Below are 24973 nucleotides of genomic sequence, written 5' to 3'. Positions count from 1 at the left end.
TCCTGAAGATATCCTCCAACAAACTGATCGTTTCTTGAGGACTATTATTTTCAATGCATCTTCCATGTACGCCACGCAACAATGGAAACATGTACATTATTACTTGACCGTTCCAAGCTTGGCCTCACTCAGATCAAGCTCCCCCAGCACCTCACGCAACACGTCATCGCCAATCTGGTGCTGACGACTGAGTCTGTACAACTCTAGGCGCTGCGCCCGCAGCGCCTTCAAGCGCAAGCGCCGCTCCAGCAAGTCCATCTGAAAGGCCAGGGCCTGGGCTTCGGCTGAATCGTTGAACACCTCCAACTGGTGTCGGTACTCGGACATGATCCGTGCCTTGAGTTCGGCGGCCAGCGCGGACTCGGCAGCGTCCTGCGGGTTGACCTCTTCTGTCTCAAGCGCATGAATGGCCGCTTCGGCGGTCTTGCGCCAGGCGTCGCGCACTTCATTGCGCCGCTTGTCGTCCGGGCTGGCTTCGATGCCGCGCAACAACAGTGGCAGCGCGATGCAGGCCGTAATCAACGACAGCAGAATCACGCCGGCGGCGATGAATATCAGCAGATCGCGCTCGGGAAACGCACTGGCCCCCATGAGCATTGGCACCGACATCACACCCGCCAGCGTCACGGCCCCACGCACACCCGCCACAGTCAGTAACCAACAGGATCGTGCCGTCGGCACCTGGGTCACCTCACCCTTGCCGCGCAGGCGCCGCAGCAGCACCGACAGCCGCCAGATGCTTTGCACCCAGACGAACCGCAAAACCAGCAGCACCAGGAAAATCGCCACCACGTCCAGCCCGCGATACAACAACGTCGGCCAAAGCGAGGTTTCGTGACTGGCCACCGCCTTGATGATGTCCGGCAACTGCAGGCCCAACAGCAGGAAAATCAAGCCGTTGAAAGCGAACTCCAGCAATGACCAGACACTGCGATTGAGCAGGCGCGTGTTGGTCTGGCGCGGCAGCAGATCGAGCCAGCTCTGCATCATCCCCGCCGCCACCGCCGAGAGAATGCCCGATACCTCCATGCGCTCGGCCAGCACGTAGGCCGCAAACGGCAGCAACAACATGAACACCACGTGCGTCGCGGGGTCATCCCAGCCGCGCGCGATCATCCACGCCCGCAGACGGCCAACCAGCCAGCTCAAGGCCACGCCGACGGCCAGCCCGCCGACGGCGACCAGCACGAACGTCAGGCTGGCATTGGCCAGTGAGAACACGCCGGTGACCGCCGCCACCAAGGCAAACTTGAACGTCACCAGGCCCGAGGCGTCGTTCATCAGCGCCTCACCCTGCAAGATGTGCATCAATGGCGTGGGCAGCCGATTGCGGGAGATGGCCGACACCGCCACCGCATCCGTCGGCGACAGCACCGCCGCCAGGGCAAACGCCACCGGCAACGGCACACCGGGCAGCAGCCAATGAATGAAATAGCCGGCGCCCACCACGGTAAACAACACCAGGCCCACCGCCAGGGTCAGGATCGGTCCGCGCAGGTGCCAGAATTCGCGCTTGGGCATGCGCCAGCCGTCGGAGAACAGCAACGGTGGCAGGAACAGAAACAGGAACAACTCGGGATCCAGGGCCACATGCAACCCCAGAGTCGGCCACGCAAGCAATGCCCCGGCGGCGATTTGCACCAGCGGCAACGGCAGCGGGATCACCCGTCCGATCAGGCGCGAAACGCCCACCAGCATCAACAGGATCAGGACGGTGTAGGCGGTTTGCATAAAGCGTGGTTCCCGGACAATCGACAGCATTGAAGTGCCATATTAGCTGCTTAGACTGCTTGGGGACCCTTGCACCAATGTCGCACAACGGAATATCGCCTTCCTGTAGGAGCAGCCGGTCGACGCTCGATTGATCGCGATGGTCGTCAACGATGACGCGGGCTGCCTGATACCCCGCGGCGCTCTCGGGTTCATCGCGAGCAAGCTCGCTCCTACAAGGGATTTATGGCATGACACCCATACAAACCCGACCACAGCCGCCGCGAAACCGTCCGGCCATGGCATAATCCTCCACCTTTTATTTCCAGCACCTGCAAAGGGGGCAATTCCTTGACCGTTTCAAGCAAAACGTTGCACCTTTTCGGCATCAAAGCCTGCGACACCATGAAAAAGGCGCGCACCTGGCTCGATGAACACGCTGTCAGCTATGACTTTCATGATTACAAAGCGGTCGGTATCGACCGTGAACACCTGACCCAATGGTGCAGCGAGCACGGCTGGGAAGTGGTGTTGAACCGTGCAGGCACGACCTTTCGCAAGCTCGACGACGAACGCAAAGCCGATCTCGACCAGACGAAAGCCATCGAACTGATGCTCGCACAACCTTCGATGATCAAGCGCCCGGTGCTCGATCTCGGTGACCGAACCCTGATTGGCTTCAAGCCAGATATCTACGCGGCCGCGCTCAAGTAAGCAGCCCGTTCAATTTTGTTAGAGGTATTCACATGTCCGCTACCCTGTTCAGCCTGGCCTTCGGCGTCGGCACTCAAAACCGTCAAGGCGCATGGCTGGAAGTGTTCTACGCCGCCCCGGTTCTCAAGCCATCGGCTGAAGTCGTCGCCGCTATCGCACCGATCCTGGGCTACACCGAAGGCAATCAGGCCATCGCATTCAGCACCGCCCAGGCCTCGCAACTGGCCGAGGCCCTCAAAGGCGTCGACGCCGCCCAGGCTGCCCTGCTGACCCGCCTGGCCGAGAGCCACAAGCCGCTGGTCGCCACCCTGCTGGCTGAAGATGCCCAGCTGTCGTCCACCCCGGAGGCGTACCTCAAGCTGCACCTGCTGAGCCATCGCCTGGTCAAGCCTCACGGCCTGAACCTGGCCGGGATCTTCCCGCTGCTGCCGAACGTGGCCTGGACCAGCCAGGGCGCTGTCGACCTGAGCGAGCTGGCCGAGTTGCAACTCGAAGCCCGCCTGCGCGGCGAGCTGCTGGAAGTGTTCTCGGTGGACAAGTTCCCGAAAATGACCGACTACGTGGTTCCGGCCGGCGTGCGTATCGCTGACGCTGCGCGCCTGCGCCTGGGCGCTTACGTGGGCGAAGGCACCACCGTGATGCACGAAGGTTTCATCAACTTCAACGCCGGCACCGAAGGCCCGGGCATGATCGAAGGCCGTGTATCCGCCGGCGTATTCGTCGGCAAGGGTTCGGACCTGGGCGGCGGCTGCTCGACCATGGGCACCCTGTCGGGCGGCGGCAACATCGTGATCAAGGTTGGCGAAGGCTGCCTGATCGGCGCCAACGCCGGTATCGGTATCCCGTTGGGCGACCGCAACACCGTCGAGTCGGGCCTGTACGTGACCGCCGGTACCAAAGTCGCGCTGCTGGACGAAAACAACCAGCTGGTCAAAGTGGTCAAGGCCCGTGAACTGGCCGGCCAGCCGGACCTGCTGTTCCGTCGCAATTCGGAAACCGGTGCCGTGGAATGCAAAACCCACAAATCGGCCATCGAGTTGAACGAAGCGCTGCACGCCCACAACTAAGCGTCACCTGTACCTGTAGGAGCGAGCCTGCTCGCGATGATCAAATGAACGACACGGGATGTCTGGTACCCCGCGTTATCGTTGAGGTCCATCGCGAGCAGGCTCGCTCCTACAGGGGTCAGGCGTACAGGCGAACACCATGATGATTCTCTCTCCCTGGCGCGCCGATTTTCCGGCCATCGCCGCCCTGCAGCGCCAAGGCCAGACCTATCTGGACAACGCCGCCACCACGCAAAAACCTCAAGCCCTGCTGGACGCCCTGGCGCACTACTACGCCAATGGCGCGGCCAACGTGCATCGGGCGCAACACTTGCCCGGCGCCCACGCCACCCAGGCGTTCGAGGACAGCCGTCGCAAAGTCGCGCAATGGCTCAATGCCGGCGATTGCGGGCAGATCATCTTTACCCACGGCGCGACGTCCGCGCTGAATCTCCTGGCCTATGGCCTGGAACCTCTTTTCAATCCGGGCGACGAAATCGTCATCAGCGCCCTGGAGCATCACGCCAACCTTTTGCCGTGGCAGCAACTGGCGCACCGTCGCGAGCTGAAGCTGGTGATCCTGCCGCTGGGCGCCGACGGCGTGATCGACCTTGAAGCCGCCGCCGGTTTGATCGGTCCACGCACGCGTCTGCTGGCCGTCAGTCAACTGTCCAACGTGATTGGCGCGTGGCAACCGCTGCCTCAATTGCTGGCACTGGCCAAGGTGCACAACGCCCTGACCGTGATTGATGGCGCCCAGGGCGTGGTCCATGGCCGCCACGACGTACAAGCATTGGGCTGCGATTTTTATGTGTTCTCCAGCCACAAGCTCTACGGCCCCGATGGCCTGGGCGTGCTGTTCGGGCGCAATGCAGCGCTGCAACAGCTGCGTCCCTGGCAGTTCGGCGGTGAAATGGTGCTGGATGCCAATTATCACGACGCACGCTTTCGCCCGGCCCCCCTGGGCTTCGAGGCCGGGACGCCGCCGATTGCCAGTGTGATCGGCCTGGGAGCAACCCTCGATTACCTCGCCGGGCTTGATCAGGACGCCGTGTCCGCCCATGAAACGGCGCTGCATGCCTGTCTGCTCAAGGGTCTTGAGGCACGTCACGGCATCCGCTTGCTGGGCAAGCCGCAAGTGGCACTGGCCAGTTTTACCGTCGAGGGTGTACATAACGCCGACCTGGCGCATTTGCTGACTGAGCAAGGGATTGCAGTGCGCGCTGGCCATCACTGCGCCATGCCGTTGCTCAAACACTTTGAACTGGCGGGGGCGATTCGGGTGTCGTTGGCGCTGTACAACGACTCCGAAGACCTGCAACGGTTTTTTGAAGCCCTGGATCAGGCGCTGGAGCTGCTGCGATGAACCTGCCTGCCGATGCCGTGACCGCACTCGATACCTTTGGCAAAGCCGCCGGCTGGGAACAACGGGCACGCCTGCTGATGCAATGGGGCGAGCGCCTGCATGCCTTGAGCGACGCGCAAATGTGCGACGCCAACCGGGTGCACGGCTGTGAAAGCCAGGTGTGGCTGGTGGGCGAATTGCGCGACGGCCATTGGCAGTTCAGCGCCAACAGCGATGCACGGTTGATTCGCGGGTTGGTGGCGTTGCTGCTGGCGCGGGTCAACGGCTTGTCGGCGGCTGAATTGCAGCAGGTGGATTTGCCGGACTGGTTCAATCAGCTGGGATTGGGGCGGCAATTGTCCGAATCCCGAAGCAATGGCTTGAATGCGGTGCTACAGCGGATGCGTGAGCTGGCCGCCTGATCGCCCCCAAACGCCCTGTAGGAGCTGCCGCAGGCTGCGATCTTTTGATCTTGTTTTTAAAAGGGCAAAGTCAAAAGATCGCAGCCTGCGGCAGCTCCTACAGGTCGAGCTTAGGCTTGGGGTTTGATGCGCTCCGCCGGCCGCCGCACTCCCGCCACGATCTTGTCCACAGCCTTGGTCGCCGCGACCATGCCGAAGGTCGCCGTCACCATCATCACCGCGCCAAACCCGCCGGCGCAGTCGAGCTTCACGCCATCACCGACAAAACTCTTCTGCAGGCAAATGCTGCCGTCCGGTTTCGGATAACGCAGCTGCTCGGTGGAAAACACGCACGGCACGCTGTAATGGCGGGTCACGGTGCGTGAGAAACCGTAGTCGCGGCGCAGCGTTGAGCGCACTTTCGACGCCAGCGGGTCGTTGAACGTGCGGTTCAGATCGCAGACCTGAATCAAGGTCGGGTCGATCTGCCCTCCCGCGCCGCCGGTGGTGATGATCTGGATCTTGCGACGCTTGCACCAGGCGATCAGCGCAGCCTTGGCGTTGACGCTGTCGATGCAGTCGATCACGCAGTCGATGTTCGGCGTGATGTACTCGGCCATGGTGTCGCGGGTGACGAAGTCCGGCACCGCGTGCACCGTGCAGTCCGGATTGATCCCGCGCAGACGCTCGGCCATCACCTCGACCTTGGGTTTGCCGACGGTACTGTCCAGCGCGTGCAACTGACGGTTGGCGTTGCTGACGCAGACGTCGTCCAGATCGAACAGCGATATCTCGCCCACGCCACAACGGGCCATGGCTTCCGCCGCCCAGGAACCGACACCACCGACGCCGACAATCGCCACATGGGCTGCGCGCAGGCGCTCAAGGCCTTCGATGCCATACAAACGGGCAATGCCGGCAAAACGCGGATCTTCAGTACTCATGACCATTACCCCAAAAACCGGCGGGCATTATATGGCGATATGAAGACAAAATCAGTTACAGGAAAAATAGAAAGAACTTTAACGAAATCAGATTGCCCAACGTCCGGCAATTCCCTGTCCGCCGTAGGACCAGAGAATGCCCGGTATAGGATGCGCGCCCCTTGGCGACGGCCGACCGTTCCTCCGTTCCACAGTCTTTGGAACCCGAAATAGCTATGTCATCGCGTAAATTTGGACTCAACCTGGTCGTGGTGCTCGCCATCGCGGCCTTGTTTACCGGCTTCTGGGCGCTGATCAACCGTCCGGTCACCGCCCCCAACTGGCCTGAACAGATCTCCGGCTTCTCGTACTCGCCATTCCAGCAGGGCCAGTTCCCGCAGAAAGACCAGTACCCGACCGACGATCAAATGCGTCGCGACCTGGAGATCATGAGCAAGCTGACGGACAACATCCGCATCTACTCGGTCGATGGCACCCTGCAAGACATCCCGAAACTGGCGGAAGAGTTCGGCTTGCGGGTAACACTGGGGATCTGGATCAGCCCGGACCAGGAACGCAACGAACGGGAAATCACCCGCGCCATCGAAATCGCCAACTCCTCGCGCAGCGTGGTTCGTGTGGTGGTCGGCAACGAAGCGATCTTCCGCAAGGAAATCACCGCCGCTGAGCTGAGCGTGATGCTCGACCGAGTCCGTGCTGCCGTGAAGGTGCCGGTGACCACGTCCGAGCAATGGCACGTCTGGGAGGAACACCCGGAACTGGCCAAGCACGTCGACCTGATCGCCGCGCACGTCCTGCCTTACTGGGAATTCATTCCAGTGGACAAGGCCCAGCAGTTCGTTCTGGATCGCGCTCGCGACCTGAAAAAGATGTTCCCGAAAAAGCCGCTGCTGCTGTCCGAAGTGGGCTGGCCGAGCAACGGCCGCATGCGCGGTGGCGCCGATGCGTCACCGGCAGACCAGGCGATCTACCTGCGAACCCTGGTCAACAAGCTCAATCGCCAGGGCTTCAACTACTTCGTGATCGAAGCGTTTGACCAGCCGTGGAAAGCCAGCGACGAAGGTTCCGTAGGGGCCTATTGGGGCGTGTTCAACGCCGCGCGCCAGCAAAAGTTCAACTTCGAAGGCCCGGTGGTGGCGATTCCACAGTGGCGCGTACTTGCCGTTGGTTCGGTGGTATTGGCGCTGTTGTCGCTGACACTGCTGATGATCGACGGCTCGGCCCTGCGCCAGCGTGGTCGCACCTTCCTGACCTTCATCGCGTTCCTCTGTGGTTCGGTGCTGGTGTGGATCGGCTACGACTACAGCCTGCAATACAGCACCTGGTTCAGCCTGACAGTGGGTTTCCTGCTTGCCCTCGGTGCGCTTGGGGTGTTCATCGTGCTGCTGACCGAAGCCCATGAACTGGCCGAAGCGGTGTGGGTGCACAAGCGCCGGCGTGAATTCCTGCCGGTGGAAGGCGATTCCGGCTACCGCCCGAAAGTGTCGATTCACGTGCCCTGCTACAACGAACCGCCGGAGATGGTCAAACAGACCCTCAACGCCCTGGCCAACCTCGACTATCCGGATTTCGAAGTCCTGATCATCGACAACAACACCAAGGACCCGGCGGTCTGGGAACCTGTGCGCGACTATTGTGAAACCCTCGGCCCGCGCTTCAAGTTCTTCCACGTGGCACCGCTGGCCGGCTTCAAGGGTGGCGCGCTGAACTACCTGATTCCGCACACCGCCAAGGACGCCGAAGTGATTGCCGTGATCGACTCGGACTACTGCGTCGACCGCAACTGGCTCAAGCACATGGTGCCGCACTTCGCCGACCCGAAAATCGCCGTGGTGCAGTCGCCGCAGGACTACCGCGACCAGAACGAAAGCACCTTCAAGAAGCTCTGCTACGCGGAATACAAAGGCTTCTTCCATATCGGAATGGTCACCCGCAACGACCGCGACGCGATCATCCAGCACGGCACCATGACCATGACCCGCCGCTCGGTGCTCGAAGAACTGGGCTGGGCCGACTGGTGTATCTGTGAAGACGCCGAGCTGGGCCTGCGCGTATTCGAGAAAGGCCTGTCGGCGGCGTACTACCACACCAGCTACGGCAAAGGCCTGATGCCCGATACCTTCATCGACTTCAAGAAACAGCGTTTCCGCTGGGCCTACGGAGCGATTCAGATCATCAAGCGCCACACCGCCAGCCTGCTGCGCGGCAAGGACACCGAGCTGACCCGCGGCCAGCGTTATCACTTCCTCGCGGGCTGGTTGCCGTGGGTGGCGGACGGCATGAACATCTTCTTCACCGTCGGTGCACTGTTGTGGTCGGCGGCAATGATCATCGTGCCGCAACGGGTCGATCCACCGCTGCTGATCTTCGCCATCCCGCCGTTGGCGCTGTTCGTGTTCAAGGTGGCCAAGATCATCTTCCTCTACCGTCGTGCGGTCGGGGTGAACTTGAAGGATGCCTTCTGCGCGGCGCTGGCCGGTCTGGCGTTGTCCCACACCATCGCCAAAGCGGTGCTGTACGGCTTCTTCACCAGCAGCATTCCGTTCTTCCGCACACCGAAAAACGCCGACAACCATGGTTTCTGGGTGGCGATTTCGGAAGCACGCGAAGAGCTGTTCATCATGCTGCTGTTGTGGAGCGCGGCGCTGGGGATTTATCTGGTCAACGGCATGCCGAGCAACGACATGCGCTTCTGGGTCACCATGCTGCTGGTGCAGTCGCTGCCGTATCTGGCGGCGCTGATCATGGCGTTCCTGTCGTCGCTGCCGAAACCGGCCGCCGAGCCTGAAACGGCACCTGTCGTCTAAATATCCGCGGAAACACTAAACGGCGGCCAATGGTCGCCGTTTTGCTTTAAGATAACCGCCATTTTGCGGGGCTTGGGCATGTCGCGGTTTACCAATCGCCCCCAATTCCTGTGGGAGCGGGCTTGCTCGCGAATGTGTTGTAACAGTTGAGGCATATATTGACTGACACACCGCTTTCGCGAGCAAGCCCGCTCCCACATTGAAGCCCAAGCCCATATCTCATGATTCCGGAGTTTTCCATGACGGCCCACGCCGACCTTTCGCCGACCCTTCAACTCGCCATCGACCTGATCCGCCGTCCGTCCGTGACGCCGGTCGACGCCGATTGCCAGAAGCAGATGATGCAGCGCCTGGGCGATGCCGGTTTCACCCTGGAACCGATGCGCATCGAGGATGTGGATAACTTCTGGGCCACCCACGGCCAGGACGACGGTCCGGTGCTGTGCTTCGCCGGCCACACCGACGTGGTCCCGACCGGCCCGGTAACGGCCTGGCAGATCGAGCCGTTCAACGCGCTGATCGACGAACACGGCATGCTCTGCGGCCGTGGCGCCGCCGACATGAAAGGCAGTCTCGCCGCCATGACCGTCGCGTCCGAGCGTTTTGTCACCGACTACCCGAATCACAAGGGCAAAGTCGCGTTCCTGATCACCAGCGATGAAGAAGGCCCGGCGCACCACGGCACCAAGGCAGTGGTCGAACGCCTCGCCGCGCGCAAGGAGCGTCTGGACTGGTGCATCGTCGGCGAACCGTCGAGCACCACCCTGGTGGGTGACGTGGTCAAGAATGGCCGTCGCGGCTCCCTCGGCGCCAAGTTGACCGTGCGCGGCGTGCAAGGTCACGTGGCTTACCCGCACTTGGCCAAGAATCCGATCCACCTCGCCGCACCGGCCCTGGCAGAACTGGCCGCCGAGCATTGGGACCACGGCAACGATTTCTTCCCGCCGACCAGCTTCCAGATCTCCAACGTCAACTCCGGCACCGGTGCGACCAACGTGATCCCGGGTGACCTGGTGGCGGTGTTCAACTTCCGTTTTTCCACCGAGTCCACGGTCGAGGGCCTGCAAAAGCGCGTCGCCGACATCCTCGACAAACATGGCCTGGACTGGCACGTCGACTGGGCCTTGTCCGGCCTGCCGTTCCTCACCGAGCCGGGCGCGCTGCTGGACGCGGTGTCGTCGAGCATCAAGGACGTCACCGGCCGCGACACCAAGGCGTCCACCAGCGGCGGCACCTCCGACGGGCGCTTCATCGCGACCATGGGCACGCAAGTGGTTGAGCTGGGTCCGGTCAACGCGACCATCCACCAGGTCAACGAACGCGTGCTGGCAGCCGACCTCGATGTGCTGACTGAAATCTACTACCAGACCCTGATCAAGTTGCTCGCCTGATGCTTGCCTGCCCTATCTGCAGCGCACCGCTCAATGCGGTGGACAACGGTGTGGTCTGCCCCGCCGGGCATCGTTTCGACCGTGCGCGCCAGGGTTACCTGAACCTGCTGCCGGTGCAGCACAAGAACAGCCGCGACCCTGGGGATAACCAGGCGATGGTCGAAGCCCGCCGTGACTTCCTGAATGCCGGGCACTATGCGCCGGTGGCCAGGCGTCTGGCGGAGCTGGCCGCCAGCTATGCGCCGCAACGCTGGCTGGACATCGGCTGTGGCGAGGGCTACTACACCGCGCAGATCGCCGAGGCGCTGCCGGATGCCGAAGGTTATGCCCTGGACATCTCCCGCGAAGCGGTCAAACGCGCCTGCAAACGCAACCCGCAGCTCACCTGGTTGATCGCCAGCATGGCGCGGGTGCCGTTGGCTTCCGGCAGTTGCCAGTTCCTCGCCAGCGTCTTCAGCCCGCTGGACTGGGAAGAAGCCAAACGCCTGCTCAGCGTCGGCGGCGGCCTGATGAAAGTCGGGCCGACCAGCGGCCACCTGATGGAATTGCGCGAGCGGCTGTACGATGAGGTCCGCGAGTACATCGACGACAAGCACCTGGACCTGGTACCGGAAGGCATGGCGCTGGCGCACAGCGAAACCCTGGAATTCAAGCTGACGCTCCACAGTGGTCAGGACCGGGCGAACCTGCTGGCCATGACGCCCCACGGCTGGCGCGCCAGTGCCGAACGCCGTGCTGCCGTTATCGAGCAGGCCGAGCCGTTCGAGGTCACCGTGTCGATGCGCTACGATTATTTCGTTCTTCAATAACTTCAAACATTTTTGGTCTTGGGCAATGGCTCAAGACCGGCTAAATCCGCGAATGGATTTTTCAGACCCGCAGTGAGGACATCCATGCGCCAACCCGATATCGAGATTTACCTGAAAGACGCCGACGTCGATCACAAAGCCATTGCCGCCTGGCTCGGCGCGGCACTTGGCCCATGTTCGGATTGGGTCCAGAAGGGCCAGACCTACAAGTGCAAGGCCGGCAACGTGCCGGTGACCTGGCTGCCAAAAGCGGTCGGCAAGTGGAACAGCCTGTACCTGGAAAGCGACCAGACCCCATGGGACGACGACATCGCCTGCGCCCGCGCTGCATTTGCCGCGCTGAACGTCGAAGTGCGTTGCGCGCCGGGAACCTGGGTCGAGGAAGAAGGTGAAGAGACGGCGGACCGCTGGATTCGCATCAGCGCCGACGGTGAAGAAGAGATCACCTGGAAAACAGCTTAATAGCCAACAACACCGATCAAATGTGGGAGCGGGCTTGCTCGCGAATGCGGTGGATCAGCCGGCATCAACTGCGACTGGCACACCGCATTCGCGAGCAAGCCCGCTCCCACAATGGTTTTGCGTGATTACAGACCTACAACATCCTCAGCCTGCAACCCCTTCTGCCCTTCGACCACCGCATACTCAACCTGCTGGCCTTCGGTCAGTGAACGGTGCCCCTCGCCACGAATCGCGCGGTAGTGCACGAACACGTCCACCCCGTCCTCGCGCTGAATAAAGCCGTAGCCCTTGGCGTCGTTGAACCACTTCACGTTGCCGGTTTCGCGTGTTGCCATTTGTTCATACTCCCTTTTTATTATTGATCGGGCTTTTCGCAGGAAAGCCTCGGGAACGTCAGCCTGCGCATACCGGTCCCATGAGGGCAACGGCGACAGAGCGCCGAGTATATGACAGACGCTGAAACTCTCAATAGCACTTTACTTCGCCGCTTTTTTGCCGATTTTCGACGAATCCGGCACACTACGCAGCGCCCGAGCAAACGCTTGGTTTCATTCACTCATGCAGAAGCCGTATGACCCGCTCCCCGTTCCGCCGTCTTGTGTTTGGCACCCTGCGCCGACTGCTGTACCTCTGGGTTCGCTCGGAGACGATCAACCAGTCGTCGTTCACCCTCAACCTCGACCGCAGTCGTCCGGTGTTCTACGTCCTGCAAAACCCTTCGTTGACCGACCTTGCCGTGGTTGACACCGAGTGCAGCAAGGCCGGTCTGCCGCGCCCCGTGCTACCGGTATCGGTGGGCAACCTGCTGGAACCGGCCGCGTTCTTCTACCTGACGCCGGACCCGGACTGGCTCGGCCGTCAGGACAAGCGCGGCGCGCCGCCAACCTTGACCCGCCTGGTCAGCGCCCTGAGCCAGAACGCCGCCGAAGACGCGCAGATCATTCCGGTCAGCGTGTTCTGGGGTCAGTCGCCGGACAGCGAAAACAGCCCGTGGAAACTCCTGTTCGCCGATAGCTGGGCGGTGACCGGGCGTCTGCGGCGCTTGCTGAGCATCATCGTATTGGGGCGCAAGACCCGCGTGCAGTTCTCCGCGCCGATCCACCTGCGCGAACTGATCGAGCACAACAAGGGGCACGAGCGCACCGTGCGCATGGCCCAGCGCATCCTGCGGGTGCATTTTCGCAACCTGAAGGCGGCGGTGATCGGCCCGGACATTTCCCACCGTCGCAACCTGGTCAAGGGCCTGCTGAACCAGCCGCAGGTCAGACAAGCGATCCTCGACGAAGCCGAACGCGAGAACATTTCACCGGAAAAAGCCAAGGCCCAGGCCCTGCGCTATGGCAACGAAATCGCCTCGGACTACACCTACACGGCCATCCGTTTTATGGAAGTGGTGCTGAGCTGGTTCTGGAACAAGATCTACGACGGCATCAAGGTCAACCACATCGAAGGCGTGCAGAAGATCGCCCAGGGTCACGAAGTGATCTACGTCCCCTGCCACCGCAGCCATATCGATTATCTGCTGCTGTCCTACCTGCTGTTCCGCAACGGCCTGACCCCGCCGCACATCGCCGCCGGGATCAACCTGAACATGCCGGTGATCGGCGGCCTGCTGCGTCGTGGCGGCGCGTTCTTCATGCGCCGAACGTTCAAGGGCAACCCGCTGTACACCTCGGTGTTCAACGAATACCTGCATACCCTGTTCACCAAGGGCTTCCCGGTGGAGTATTTCGTCGAGGGCGGCCGTTCGCGCACCGGGCGCATGCTGCAACCGAAAACCGGGATGCTGGCGATCACCCTGCGCAGCTTCCTGCGCTCATCGCGCATGCCCATCGTCTTCGTGCCGGTATACATCGGCTACGAGCGCGTACTGGAAGGTCGGACCTATCTTGGCGAGTTACGTGGTGCGGCCAAGAAGAAAGAATCGATCTTCGACATCTTCAAAGTCATCGGCGCACTCAAGCAGCGCTTCGGCCAGGTCGCGGTGAACTTCGGCGAACCGATCAAACTGGCGCAATTCCTCGACAGCGAACAGCCAGACTGGCGCCAACAGGAACTCGGCCCGCAGTTCAGACCGGCCTGGCTCAACGAAACCACCAACCGCCTCGGCGAGAAGGTCGCCCGACATCTGAACGAAGCCGCAGCAATCAACCCGGTCAACCTCGTTGCCCTCGCACTGCTGTCCACCAGCCGCCTGGCCCTGGACGACCGCGCCATGGCACGGGTGCTCGACCTGTATCTGGCGCTGCTGCGCAAGGTGCCGTACTCGCCGCACACCACCCTGCCGGACGGTGACGGCCGGGCGTTGATCGAGCACGTGAAGGACATGGACCTGCTGTCCGAGCAGAGCGATGCCCTGGGCAAGATTCTGTATCTGGATGAGCAGAACGCCGTCCTGATGACCTACTACCGCAACAACGTGTTGCACATCTTCGCCCTGCCGGCACTGCTGGCGAGCTTCTTCCAGAGTGCCTCGCGCATGAGTCGCGAACAGATCCTGCGCTACACCCGCGCGCTGTACCCGTACCTGCAAGCGGAGCTGTTCATTCGCTGGTCGCTGGACGAACTGGACGGGGTGATCGATCAATGGCTGGAGGCGTTCGTCGAACAAGGCCTGCTGCGTTTCGAGAAGGATGTGTACCTGCGCCCGGCGCCAAGCTCACGGCATTTCGTGTTGCTGACGCTGCTGTCGAAAAGCATCGCCCAGACCCTGCAGCGCTTCTACATGACCGTGTCCCTGCTGCTCAACAGTGGCCAGAACAGCATCAGCGCCGAAGAACTGGAAGACCTGTGCACGGTCATGGCCCAGCGCCTGTCGATCCTGCATGGCCTGAATGCCCCTGAGTTCTTCGACAAGAGCCTGTTCCGCCACTTCATCCAGACCCTGCTCGACCTCGAAGTGCTCAAGCGCGACGAAGCGGGCAAGCTCAGTTATCACGAACTGCTCGGCGAACTGGCCGAAGGCGCGGCCAAACGGGTGTTGCCGGCGGAGATCCGCCTGTCTATCCGGCAAGTGGCGTTGCATCGCAGTGAAGATGCGGCGGAGTTGGTAACGCCAATCTGATACAGCGATGTAAAGGCCTTACAGAAGCAAGGAAGCTTCTCACCCATCCCGCTATACATTCGCTACCGATCGCAGGACTTCCCCTACGCGGGATTCGGCGCCCAAGCGATACGCTGCCAGCTCGTCACTATCGACGAATCATTGGATAAGGAAATCAAAATGAGCAACGACACCGTCATCAATATCAGCGGCAACGTGTATTACCTTGAACGAATTGCGCTGCTGCCGAATTCGACACTTTATGTGAGCCTGCTGGATGTCACCGTCTCCGGTGTGCCCGGCAAATTACTCGACCAGCAAGTCACCCCTGATGCAGATATGGCCGGGTTGAAGTTTACCCTGTCGTATCGTGCATCTGACGCCGTGCCTGGCCGCCAGTATGCGATCAGCGCCCAAATCAAAAATGACGACAAACTGATTTTCGTAACCGCCAAACGTCACTCGGTGATACTGGATGGCACTAGTCTGCCTCCTCAGGAAGTGCTGGTCCGTGCAGGCAACGGAAATGGCAGCGTCCGCAATCCTGATCGTCCATGACCCTTGGAAGTTGCCGGTCGATATTGCCAGCAAAATTCGCTGGAATGATGCTGCGGAATTGGTAATGCCCCTGTGAATCACTCCCATGACTGCGCGTGGGTTTTATGGCTGAAGCAAGGACGCTTCTGACCCATGCCACTTGCTTTTCGCCCCTGCTCGCAAGAGTTCCCCTACATAACAAACGCTGCCTCGACCCTATGCTGGGCCCTCGTCACTACCGACGATCAATCGATAAGGAAATCAATATGAGCAACGAACTCCTCAGCATCAGCGGTAAAGTGTATTTCCTGGAAAATACTGTACTGCGGCGTAACTCGACTCTTTATGTCCGTCTGGAGGATGTCAGTCTGCAAGATGTCGCAGCAAAAGAGCTGGCCGTACAGATCACTACCAATGCAGAAAAAGCCGGGCTGAACTTCAACCTGACGTACAAGCTTGCTGATGTCCTGCCCGGCCATCGCTATGCACTCAGCGCGCGCATCAACCACGAAGACCATCTGCACTTCATCTCCACGCAAACTCACCCGGTGGAACTGGGTGTCGATCATGTGAAGGAACAGGAAGTGCTGGTCCAGCTCGTCTGAGAACACTCCCCAGGCAAGTTAGGCGATATCCTCGGTAAAATCCGTTAAATTGTCGTTGGCGCCGGTCTTCTTCGGGCGCCAATGACAAGGATCCGCTTCATGAAAAAACTCTCTCTCCTCGGGCTTACGGTTTTGCTCGGCGCCTGCCAATCCCTGCAACCGGCCCCGAAAGCCAGCCTCGACGGCGAAGTCTTTTACCTGCAACGCAGCGCCCTGCCGCCCACCGCTACCCTGAGCGTGAGCTTGCAGGACGTGTCCCTGGCCGACGCACCGGCCATTGTCCTCGACGAACAGAACGGCCCGGTCAAAGGCCAGGTGCCACTGCCGTTTCATCTGAGCTACGATCCGGCGCAGGTCAAACCCGGCCATCGCTACTCGGTCAGCGCGCGCATCGAAGTCGACGGAAAACTGATGTTCATCAGCACCGAAAACCATGCCGTGCGTCTTGATGGCAAGGACCCGCAACCGCTGAAAATCCGCGTTGACGCCGTTCGCTAACTCTCTCTTTTCTGAACAAGGAAGCTGCCATGCTCCGCCCTACCCTTCGTTTTGCCGGCCTGTGCGCAGGTTTGATGATCTGTGCCAACGCCCTGGCGCTGTCCCTCAGCGACCTGTCGCAGAAAGACGCCACCGGCGGGCTCAAGGACGCACTCACCCAAGGCGCGCAACTGGCCGTGAAACAACTCGGCACCCCGGGCGGCTTCAGCAACAACCCGGAAGTAAAAATCGAACTGCCGGGCAAGCTGGGCAAGGTCGCCAGCAAAATGAAACAGTTCGGCATGGGTGACCAGGTCGATGAACTGGAAGCCAGCATGAACAAGGCGGCCGAAACCGCCGTGACCCAGGCCCAGCCAATCCTCGTCGACGCCGTGAAGAAAATGACCGTGGAAGACGCCAAGGGCATCCTCAGCGGCGGCAACGACTCGGCCACCCAATACCTGAACAAGACCAGCCGCGAACAGATCCGCGCCAAGTTCCTGCCGATCGTCAAGCAAGCCACCGACAAGGTGGGCCTGGCCCAGCAGTACAACTCGTTCGCCGGGCAAGCGGCGACCATGGGCGTAGTGGACGCGAAGAATGCCAACGTCGAAAACTACGTTACCGAACAGGCGTTGAATGGCTTGTTCGAAATGATCGGCAAACAGGAAGAAACCATCCGCCAGAACCCCGCGGCGGCGGCGACCAGTTTGGCGAAGAAGGTATTCGGCACGCTCTAGGTCCCAAGAAACCGCTGTGGTAGCGAGCCTGAACTGGTGGGCTGCATTGTAGTGAAGATGCGGCGGATCTTGTCGAACGCAACTGACCGTCACCTTTCCCGGAAACAGGGACGTTTCCGATCAATCCCATATGCGATTCGCCTTCTCACAGAGAGCTTTTCCTACGCAAGGCTTGATTGCGTTGGGGGTACGCTCAGCGCTCGTCATTTCGACGAACCAACGGATAAGGAAATCATTATGACGCAACATACAATCAACGCACTTTTGCACTTTCCTCCGGACTACGAAGTACCGGAAGGCTGCGACATCAATATCAGAGTACAAAACGTTACCGACAGAACTATGCCGACCCTTCACGGGATATGGGGCAGCAACACACTTCCCTCGGCACGCCCCATCAATTTCGCTGTCCATGTCCCTTCAAACCGGTATGACGTCGGAAGTCGCTTTGTCATCAACGTAAAAATCTCCCATCAGAACACCGCGCTCTTGCTGGATATAGAGCGAGAGTTCCATTGGGCAGGTGGGGATCACGATGCAGACATTTACTTGAGCCCCTTGGGCTACATCGCCGTGGAAAAGACCTGGATGCCGAGGATTGGTTACCCTGCGGACTCGAAACTGTATGTAAATCTGATTGAACCCGTTAGCGATGAGAACGACGAGACCCTTGTGTGTGAAGGGGTCGGCTTGACCGCGGAACCCAATTTCTATCTGAAATATGACCCCTCCATGATCAAACCGGGCCGACGTTACACGCTGGTCGGTTCATTTTAGACCTATGGCCAGCGTCGACTGTCGCTGGGACTTCATCCAAACAATCTGATACTGAAACCAAATGATGTTGTTCCTCTTCCAGGTTTCGGTGCCTCTACCTAAAAGCCTGCGGATCGACACTTGACGCAAGATCCACTTATTTCATGTCACCGGCGTCAGTACTCTACTGGCGCCTTCGATATGGCGTTGCTCATAAAAACACTGATCCTGCGCCAAGGGCATCCTCAGCGGCAACCACGGGCGTAGTGGACGCGAAGAATGCCAACGTCGGGAGTGGGCCTGCTCGCTCCCACATTGGTTCAGGTCACGGAGGCAGGTCGTAGAAAAAACACCCACTCCTGTCCCATCTTCCGTTTCTCAAATAACTTCAACTCGACCAGCCCATTCAATGTGGCTGATGCCGTGTTGTAAGAGCACCCCAGATTTTCCTTCACATTGACCGCAGTAAATTCCTTGGCCATTCCGCTCTTGGCCACTTGAAACACGGCCCGCTGATTCTCCGTGAGTTGCTCGAGAAAACCACTTTCCCGCAACCATCGATCAAAGCACTCGGCATCAACCAGACTTTTCCGATACGCCTCGGTAAAACTGGCCACGGCACGCAGCACCACCGAACACTGGAAATCGATGAAATACGTCAGATCCAGATCATCCGCCTCGGTATCCAGGTATGAGCGCCCGTACTTCACCGGTGCATTGCGTAACAAGACGCTGATCGCGATGTAGCGAAACGCCGAGAAGTCATTCTTGAACATGAACCAGTAAAACAGCGCCCGCGCGACCCGACCGTTGCCGTCACGAAAAGGATGCTCATAACCCAGGGCAAAATGCAGAGCGATGCCTTTGATCAAAGGATGAAGGTAATCCGCTTGATGGAGGTTGTTATGGGAATGGTTGATCCATTGCGCCAGCGCCTGCAAACGCGACCCAATGCCTGCTGCGGGCGGTGGTGTATGAACGGTGTTGCCCTCGCCATCCTGCACCACGACATCATCACGGCTTCTGAACACCCCCGGCGAATACTGCAGATCATCGATGCCCTCGACGCCAACGCGGTGCATCGCCGCGATCAACTCAACGCTCAGAGGCTCGTAGCGCTGCTCCCAGGCGAAGTTCATCATCTTGAAATTACCGATGACCATTCGCTCGTCCGGCGTGCGCGGCAGGCGGTGACGCTTGAGCATGTCCTTGGCCACACGTGTCGTGGTTGCCGCGCCTTCGAGCTGGCTGCTACTGATGGCTTCATCTTCAATCAGGTCATTGAGCAGATAACTGAAGTGCGCACGCTCGCCGATCTGGCTGGTCATGTACTCCAGCACGGCCGTAGTGGTTTGCCGGTCTACCGCGGAAATAGCCTTTTGCGCCAGCGGCGTCAGCACGAATTGCAGCCACCGCACCGGATCACCCAATGGCAAAAGACTCGAATACTGCGCCGTCCGGGCTTTCTTGACCAAGGCCCAGCACAAACTGGAATCCAGACCCGGCGCCCAGCGATAGCGCAACGCATCGAATGGCAGATAACGCCCCTGATCGTCCAGGGGCTTGAGCAGAGCCAAGTAATCCGCGAGACGTTCCTTGTGAGGCGACTGCCCTAGCCGATCAAACACCGGGTCGGTCCGTCCCCGCAACTTGGGTGGGTTCTTCATACGCACTGTCTCAAACATTCACAAAACCGGGGTTTGAGTACAACACCTGGCCTCATGAGCCTCAATATCAGACGAGTCCGAGATAAATGTAGGAACAATGAGGGCCCGCTGATGGGTACGGGTTCAGCGGGCTTCTTCCTATTGCTATTGCTGCTGATCCAACTGATCGAGGACGCGATTCACTGATAGTTGCGCGAGGACAATCATCTGCTGAATGCCGAGTACCAGATTGCAGGTTGGGCCGTTCAGGATGGACGACAGTTCGGTTGCCATTACATTGGCTGAGGCGAGGGTTTCGTAGGCATGGACCAGCAAGGTTTCGGAGTCGACGCCTGGGTGGATGGTGAAAATTGGGCAGGGGCGGTTTGAAATTCTCGTTTGTTTCTCGGATTCAGAGGCAGAGTAATCAGGACTGTCTTTGATCATTGCGAAGCTCCCAAAGTAGGCGCCTAACGACTATTCGCGGGCTTGCAGTCCCGGTCGCTGAATTGGCAGCGACGGACAAAGGCTAGAGATCGTGCTTCTGACGGGCAAGCTGAAAGTCTTGTGGGAATGGTCTGAATGGTTGGCTTTGGCGGTAAACGTTGTTGACTGTTGGGCAGCCATCGCGAGCAAGCTCGCTCCCACAGTTGGGCCGGGGACACCTGAAAGAAATTGGTTGGCTGGCAGGACGCCTTCGCGGGCAAGCCCACTCCCACAATTTGACCGAGTACATCTGAAAGAAATTGGTCGGCTGTCAGGCCGCCTTCGCGAGCAAGCTCGCTCCCACAGTTGGGCCGGGGACACCTGAAAGAAATTGGTTGGCTGGCAGGACGCCTTCGCGGGCAAGCCCGCTCCCACAATTTGACCGAGTACATCTGAAAGAAATTGGTCGGCTGTCAGGCCGCCTTCGCGAGCAGGCTCGCTCCCACAGAAGAGCAAAGGCAGATCGGCGTACACCCACGCTTCTCACCACTCATCAGGTCGAGCGTTAGCTCGCCTGCAGCTTTTGATCTACCCGCCCCCTCGGCAGGCTGAGTGGAGGCGTTCATCCGGGGGTGGGCGCGCAGCGCCGTTCGGCGCAGCCGAACTCATTGCATGTAGGTCGAAGCGAAGCCGACCGGAGGGCAATGCCCCCGGATGAATGCCGGAGCGAAGGAACCCCGAGCCTAAGCGAGGGGCCGTACGTTCGGGGCGAGCGTTTTTTTGGTTACTTTTTTTAGGCGCTTGTAAAAAAAGTGACTCGCCGTAAGGGCGAAACCGCCAGCCGCCGTTACCGAAGAAACGGATATGCCCCCGATCAAACGGACTCCTTCCTGACCCGAAACCAAGCCGCATAAAGCGCAGGCAAAAACAGCAGCGTCAACGCCGTGGCCACAATCAACCCCCCCATGATCGCCACCGCCATCGGCCCAAAGAACACACTACGCGACAACGGAATCATCGCCAAAACAGCAGCAAGTGCCGTCAACACAATCGGCCGGAACCGCCGCACCGTCGCCTCGATGATCGCCTGCCAAGGCTTCAACCCGGCAGCAATATCCTGCTCGATCTGATCCACCAGAATCACCGAGTTACGCATGATCATTCCCGACAAGGCGATAGTCCCCAGCATCGCCACGAAACCGAACGGCTGGCGGAACACCAACAGAAACAGCGTCACCCCGATCAACCCCAGCGGCGCCGTCAGAAACACCATCGCCGTGCGCGAGAAACTGCGCAGTTGCAGCATCAGCAGGGTCAACACCACCACGATGAACAACGGTACGCCGGCCTTCACCGAGTTCTGTCCACGCGCCGAGTCTTCAACGGTGCCGCCGACATCCAGCAAGTAGCCGTCAGGCAGTTCGGCGCGGATCGGATCGAGGGTCGGCATGATCTGCTGCACCAGTGTCGCCGGTTGCTGCTTGTCATAGATGTCGGCGCGAACCGTCACGTTAGGCAGGCGGTTGCGGTGCCAGATGATGCCCTCTTCAAAGCCGTACTCCAGGGTCGCGATCTGCGACAGCGCGACGCTGCGACCGTTATCGGTCGGCACCGCCAGGCTCGGCAGCAATGACAGCTCGGTGCGTTCATGCACGGTGCCGCGCAACAGGATCTCGATCAACTCGTTGTCTTCACGGTACTGGCTGACGCTGGAACCGGTGAGGGAGCTTTGCAGGAACTTCGACAGGTTCGCCGTGCTCACGCCCAGCGCCCGCGCGCGGTCCTGATCGATGTTCAGGTACACCACCTTGCTCGGTTCTTCCCAATCCAGGTGGACGTTGACCACATGCGGGTTCTCGCGAACCTTGGCCGCCACTTTGCGCGCCAGCGCCCGCACCTCCTCGATGTGTTCCCCGGTCACGCGGAACTGTACCGGGTAGCCAACCGGCGGACCGTTTTCCAGACGCGTGACCCGCGAGCGCAGAGCGGGGAATTGCTCGTTGAGGGTTGAGATCAACCAGGTGCGCAGGGCTTCCCGTTCTTCGATGGTTTTCGCCAGGACGACAAACTGGGCGAAGCTCGCCGCCGGCAGTTGCTGATCCAGCGGCAGGTAAAAGCGCGGTGAACCGGTGCCGACGTACGCCACGTAATTGTCGATCCCCGCCTTGTCCTTGAGCAGCGCTTCAAGGCGTTTGACCTCGTCGGCGGTGTTGCTCAGCGAAGCACCTTCGGCCAGTTTCAGGTCGACCATCAACTCCAGGCGACCCGATGCCGGGAAGAACTGCTGCGGCACAAACTTGAACAGCACAATGGATGCGATGAACAACAGCACAGTCGCGGCGATCACGGTTTTGCGCCAGCGCACGCACCACTCCACCAGACGCCGGACGCGCTGGTAGAACGGCGTGCCATACGGATCGGGTTGGCCGGCACCGTGCTTGGCGGCGTGGATTTTCGCCAGATCCGGCAGGAGTTTTTCCCCGAGATAGGGTACGAAAACCACCGCAGCCACCCACGACGCCAACAACGCGATGGTGACCACCTCGAAGATCGAACGGGTGTATTCGCCAGTGCCCGATTGCGCCGTGGCAATCGGCAGGAAGCCGGCCGCGGTGATCAGCGTACCGGTGAGCATCGGGAACGCTGTGCTGGTCCAGGCGTAACTCGCGGCTTTGACCCGGTCGAACCCCTGCTCCATTTTGATCGCCATCATTTCCACGGCGATGATCGCGTCGTCCACCAGCAAGCCCAGCGCCAGTACCAATGCACCGAGAGAAATCTTGTGCAGGCCGATGCCCAGGTAATACATGCTGGCAAACGTCATCGCCAGCACCAGCGGAATCGCCAGGGCCACCACCATGCCGGTGCGCACGCCGAGGGAGAAGAAACTTACCAGCAACACGATGGCCAGCGCCTCGACCAGCACTTGCACGAACTCGCCAACCCCGGTTTTCACCGCCGCCGGCTGGTCGGAGACCTTGCGCAGCTCCATACCGGCCGGGAGGTTTTTCTGGATGCGGGCGAATTCGACTTCCAGTGCCTTGCCCAATACCAGGATGTCACCGCCGTCTTTCATCGCCACCGCCAGGCCGATGGCGTCTTGCGCCATGAAGCGCATGCGCGGCGCCGGCGGATCATTGAAACCACGCCGTACATCGGCCACATCGGAGATACGGAAGGTGCGATCACCGACTCGGATCGGGAAGTTCTTGATCTCGTCGACCGTCTGAAAATTCCCTGTCACCCGTAACTGCAAGCGCTCGCTGCTGGTTTCGAAGAAGCCTGCCGTGGACACTGCGTTCTGCTCTTCAAGGGCTTGCTGGACAGCCGCTAGCGGCAAGCCAAGGGTGGCAAGCTTGACGTTGGAGAGTTCGATCCAGATTTTTTCGTCCTGCAACCCCAGCAGTTCGACCTTGCCCACATCCTTGACCCGTTGCAGCTGGATCTGGATACGGTCGGCGTAATCCTTGAGCACGGCGTAGTCGAAACCCGCGCCGGTCAGGGCGTAGATGTTGCCGAACGTGGTACCGAACTCATCGTTGAAGAACGGCCCCTGAATCCCCGGCGGCAGGGTATGACGGATGTCGCTGATTTTCTTGCGCACCTGATACCAGAGCTCCGGGATCTCTGCCGAGTGCATGGAATCACGCGCAATGAAGGTGACCTGGGATTCCCCGGGCCGCGAGAACGAAACAATGCGCTCGTACTCGCCGGTTTCCATCAGCTTTTTTTCGATGCGTTCGGTGACCTGGCGCGAGACTTCCTCGGCGGTCGCGCCCGGCCAGTTGGTGCGAATCACCATGGCCTTGAAGGTGAACGGCGGGTCTTCACTCTGGCCGAGCTTGGTGTAGGAAAGTGCGCCGACGATGGCCAGCAACAGCATCAGGAACAGGACGATCTGGCGATTACGCAGCGCCCATTCGGAAACGTTGAAGCGCATCGGGGCTTACTCCTTGTTCGCCAGATTGACCACGCGATTGGAGCGATCCACCGGACGCACCTGCTGCCCTTCGAGAAGCACATGGACACCGGCGGCCACGACCCAGTCGCTGGCGTTGAGCCCCTCGAGCACCGGTACGGTTTTCTCACCGAAGGCACCCACTCGCACCGGGGTTTTCTTCAAGGTGTTGTTGGCGCTGACGACCCAGACATAGGTCACGCCGTTTTCTGCGGTCAACGCCGACAGCGGAACGGACAGAGGTACCACGTCGGCGGCCTGCACGAACACCCGGGCGCTCTGGCCCAGCTCCACCGGCACCTTGCCGGAGGTGAAGGCGATGCGCGCCGCGAAGGTGCGGGACTTTGGATCAGCCGCTGGCGACAGCTCACGGATGCGCCCTTCGAAACGCTGGCCGGGCTGGGTCCAGAGCTCCACCGCCACCGCTTCACCGACCTTGAAGCGGCCGAAGTTCTGCTCCGGCAGGCTGATCAACACTTCACGCTCGCCATCGGTCGCCAGTGTGAATACCGTTTGCCCCGCAGCCACGACTTGCCCGACTTCCACCAGACGCTTGGCAACGACGCCGTCCTGCGGCGCACGCAGCACGGCGTAGCTGGCCTGGTTGTTGGAAACGTTGAATTCGGCCTTGATTTGCTTGAGGCGCGCTTCGCCAGAGCGGTAGAGGTTTTCGTGATTGTCGTACTGCGAACGGCTGACCAGCTGACGCTCCATCAGGGTTTTGTAGCGATCACGCTCGGCACGCACCATGCTCAGATTCGCTTCAGCTGCAGCGACCTGCGCCCGGGTGGCCTCCAGTTGCAGGCGCACGTCCTGAGGATCGAGCTCCGCCAAGGGTTGATCGGCCTTGACCCGCTGCCCTTCCTCGACCAGTCGTCGGCTGACTTTACCGCCAATACGGAACGCCAGGTCCGGCTCATAACGCGCACGGACTTCCCCTGGATAACTTTCCATGGACTGTGCCGAAGGCTCTGGCTGAACCACCATGGCCGGGCGCACGCTGACTGGCGGCACTTCGTCGGAGCCACACGCAGACAGTAAAAAAGCCAGGGTGACTGGCAACGCGAGGGGCAAGGCATAGCGGAACATGGTGAAGGACCTTTCGCTAATGGTGCTTTGAATAATTATACTGAGCAGTATGTTATTAATAGCAAAC

The 24973-nt window shown here is 60.2% G+C and carries 21 protein-coding genes; 14 read left to right on the top strand and 7 right to left on the bottom strand.

Features of this window, described 5'->3' with window-relative positions:
- Positions 1 to 99 precede the first annotated feature (99 nt).
- A complete protein-coding gene (locus KW841_RS12985; RefSeq protein WP_218476574.1) occupies positions 100 to 1731 on the bottom strand; it encodes a Na+/H+ antiporter in 1632 nt (543 codons plus the stop codon).
- A gap of 330 nt (positions 1732 to 2061) precedes the next feature.
- On the opposite strand from KW841_RS12985, the gene KW841_RS12980 reads away from it, so the two are divergent.
- From KW841_RS12980 to KW841_RS12965, 4 genes are all read left to right on the top strand, one after another.
- Positions 2062 to 2424 (top strand): ArsC family reductase, encoded by a 363-nt coding sequence (locus KW841_RS12980; RefSeq protein WP_007978403.1) that lies wholly within the window; start codon positions 2062 to 2064, stop codon positions 2422 to 2424.
- Between the two features lie 32 nt (positions 2425 to 2456).
- A complete protein-coding gene (gene dapD / locus KW841_RS12975) occupies positions 2457 to 3491 on the top strand; it encodes a 2,3,4,5-tetrahydropyridine-2,6-dicarboxylate N-succinyltransferase (RefSeq protein WP_116582987.1) in 1035 nt (344 codons plus the stop codon).
- A 139-nt stretch (positions 3492 to 3630) separates the two neighbouring features.
- A complete protein-coding gene (locus KW841_RS12970; RefSeq protein WP_218476572.1) occupies positions 3631 to 4836 on the top strand; it encodes an aminotransferase class V-fold PLP-dependent enzyme in 1206 nt (401 codons plus the stop codon).
- Entirely contained in the window at positions 4833 to 5237 is a 405-nt protein-coding gene (locus KW841_RS12965; protein WP_218476570.1) for a SufE family protein, read from the top strand. Before KW841_RS12970 ends, KW841_RS12965 begins: the two co-directional genes overlap by 4 nt.
- A gap of 110 nt (positions 5238 to 5347) precedes the next feature.
- On the opposite strand, the gene tcdA is transcribed toward KW841_RS12965, so the two are convergent.
- Positions 5348 to 6166 carry a tRNA cyclic N6-threonylcarbamoyladenosine(37) synthase TcdA gene (gene tcdA / locus KW841_RS12960; RefSeq protein ID WP_218476567.1) on the bottom strand — a complete coding sequence of 273 codons (819 nt, stop codon included), beginning with the start codon at positions 6164 to 6166 and terminating at the stop codon, positions 5348 to 5350.
- Between the two features lie 209 nt (positions 6167 to 6375).
- Here tcdA and KW841_RS12955 point away from each other — a divergent pair, with 209 nt between their 5' ends.
- The 4 genes from KW841_RS12955 (at position 6376) to KW841_RS12940 (ending at position 11629) form a co-directional block, all read left to right on the top strand.
- Complete coding sequence (locus tag KW841_RS12955) at positions 6376 to 8967, top strand: glycosyltransferase (protein ID WP_218476565.1); 2592 nt, start codon at positions 6376 to 6378, stop codon at positions 8965 to 8967.
- Positions 8968 to 9206: 239 nt separating this feature from the next.
- Positions 9207 to 10358: a succinyl-diaminopimelate desuccinylase gene (gene dapE, locus KW841_RS12950; RefSeq protein ID WP_218476563.1), complete on the top strand. Its 1152-nt coding sequence runs from the start codon at positions 9207 to 9209 to the stop codon at positions 10356 to 10358.
- Entirely contained in the window at positions 10358 to 11167 is an 810-nt protein-coding gene (locus KW841_RS12945; protein ID WP_217837362.1) for a putative RNA methyltransferase, read from the top strand. Before dapE ends, KW841_RS12945 begins: the two co-directional genes overlap by 1 nt.
- An 84-nt stretch (positions 11168 to 11251) precedes the next feature.
- Positions 11252 to 11629, top strand: a complete 378-nt coding sequence (locus KW841_RS12940; RefSeq protein WP_007978418.1) for a hypothetical protein — start codon at positions 11252 to 11254, stop codon at positions 11627 to 11629.
- Between the two features lie 125 nt (positions 11630 to 11754).
- Here the strand turns inward: KW841_RS12940 and KW841_RS12935 are convergent, their stop codons facing one another.
- Positions 11755 to 11964 carry a cold shock domain-containing protein gene (locus tag KW841_RS12935; protein WP_007954750.1) on the bottom strand — a complete coding sequence of 70 codons (210 nt, stop codon included), beginning with the start codon at positions 11962 to 11964 and terminating at the stop codon, positions 11755 to 11757.
- 236 nt (positions 11965 to 12200) lie between these two features.
- Between KW841_RS12935 and plsB the strand changes: the two genes are divergently transcribed.
- The 6 genes from plsB (at position 12201) to KW841_RS12905 (ending at position 17808) form a co-directional block, all read left to right on the top strand.
- A complete protein-coding gene (plsB, locus tag KW841_RS12930) occupies positions 12201 to 14693 on the top strand; it encodes a glycerol-3-phosphate 1-O-acyltransferase PlsB (protein ID WP_218476561.1) in 2493 nt (830 codons plus the stop codon).
- Between the two features lie 159 nt (positions 14694 to 14852).
- Entirely contained in the window at positions 14853 to 15230 is a 378-nt protein-coding gene (locus tag KW841_RS12925; RefSeq protein ID WP_218476548.1) for a YbaY family lipoprotein, read from the top strand.
- A 245-nt stretch (positions 15231 to 15475) separates the two neighbouring features.
- A complete protein-coding gene (locus KW841_RS12920) occupies positions 15476 to 15814 on the top strand; it encodes a YbaY family lipoprotein (RefSeq protein ID WP_007978424.1) in 339 nt (112 codons plus the stop codon).
- 99 nt (positions 15815 to 15913) lie between these two features.
- On the top strand, positions 15914 to 16312 hold the full coding sequence (locus tag KW841_RS12915) for a YbaY family lipoprotein (protein ID WP_218476536.1): 399 nt from the start codon (positions 15914 to 15916) through the stop codon (positions 16310 to 16312).
- Between the two features lie 29 nt (positions 16313 to 16341).
- Positions 16342 to 17031: a DUF4197 domain-containing protein gene (locus KW841_RS12910; protein WP_007978428.1), complete on the top strand. Its 690-nt coding sequence runs from the start codon at positions 16342 to 16344 to the stop codon at positions 17029 to 17031.
- Positions 17032 to 17268: 237 nt separating this feature from the next.
- Complete coding sequence (locus KW841_RS12905; protein WP_256357810.1) at positions 17269 to 17808, top strand: hypothetical protein; 540 nt, start codon at positions 17269 to 17271, stop codon at positions 17806 to 17808.
- A gap of 299 nt (positions 17809 to 18107) precedes the next feature.
- On the opposite strand, the gene KW841_RS12900 is transcribed toward KW841_RS12905, so the two are convergent.
- The 4 genes from KW841_RS12900 to KW841_RS12885 all read right to left on the bottom strand — a co-directional run bounded on the left by KW841_RS12900 (position 18108) and on the right by KW841_RS12885 (position 24906).
- Entirely contained in the window at positions 18108 to 19454 is a 1347-nt protein-coding gene (locus tag KW841_RS12900) for a Fic family protein (RefSeq protein WP_218476533.1), read from the bottom strand.
- Positions 19455 to 19598: 144 nt separating this feature from the next.
- Positions 19599 to 19880: a DUF6124 family protein gene (locus KW841_RS12895; protein ID WP_102699397.1), complete on the bottom strand. Its 282-nt coding sequence runs from the start codon at positions 19878 to 19880 to the stop codon at positions 19599 to 19601.
- 853 nt (positions 19881 to 20733) lie between these two features.
- On the bottom strand, positions 20734 to 23799 hold the full coding sequence (locus tag KW841_RS12890) for an efflux RND transporter permease subunit (RefSeq protein ID WP_218476523.1): 3066 nt from the start codon (positions 23797 to 23799) through the stop codon (positions 20734 to 20736).
- Positions 23800 to 23805: 6 nt separating this feature from the next.
- On the bottom strand, positions 23806 to 24906 hold the full coding sequence (locus tag KW841_RS12885; protein ID WP_218476506.1) for an efflux RND transporter periplasmic adaptor subunit: 1101 nt from the start codon (positions 24904 to 24906) through the stop codon (positions 23806 to 23808).
- Positions 24907 to 24973: the final 67 nt, after the last annotated feature.

The organism is Pseudomonas sp. PDM28 (assembly GCF_019219115.1).
Lineage (GTDB): Bacteria > Pseudomonadota > Gammaproteobacteria > Pseudomonadales > Pseudomonadaceae > Aquipseudomonas > Aquipseudomonas laurylsulfatiphila.
The sequence above is the reverse complement of the archived record's forward strand: the minus strand, read 5'-3'. Positions and strand labels throughout refer to the sequence as shown.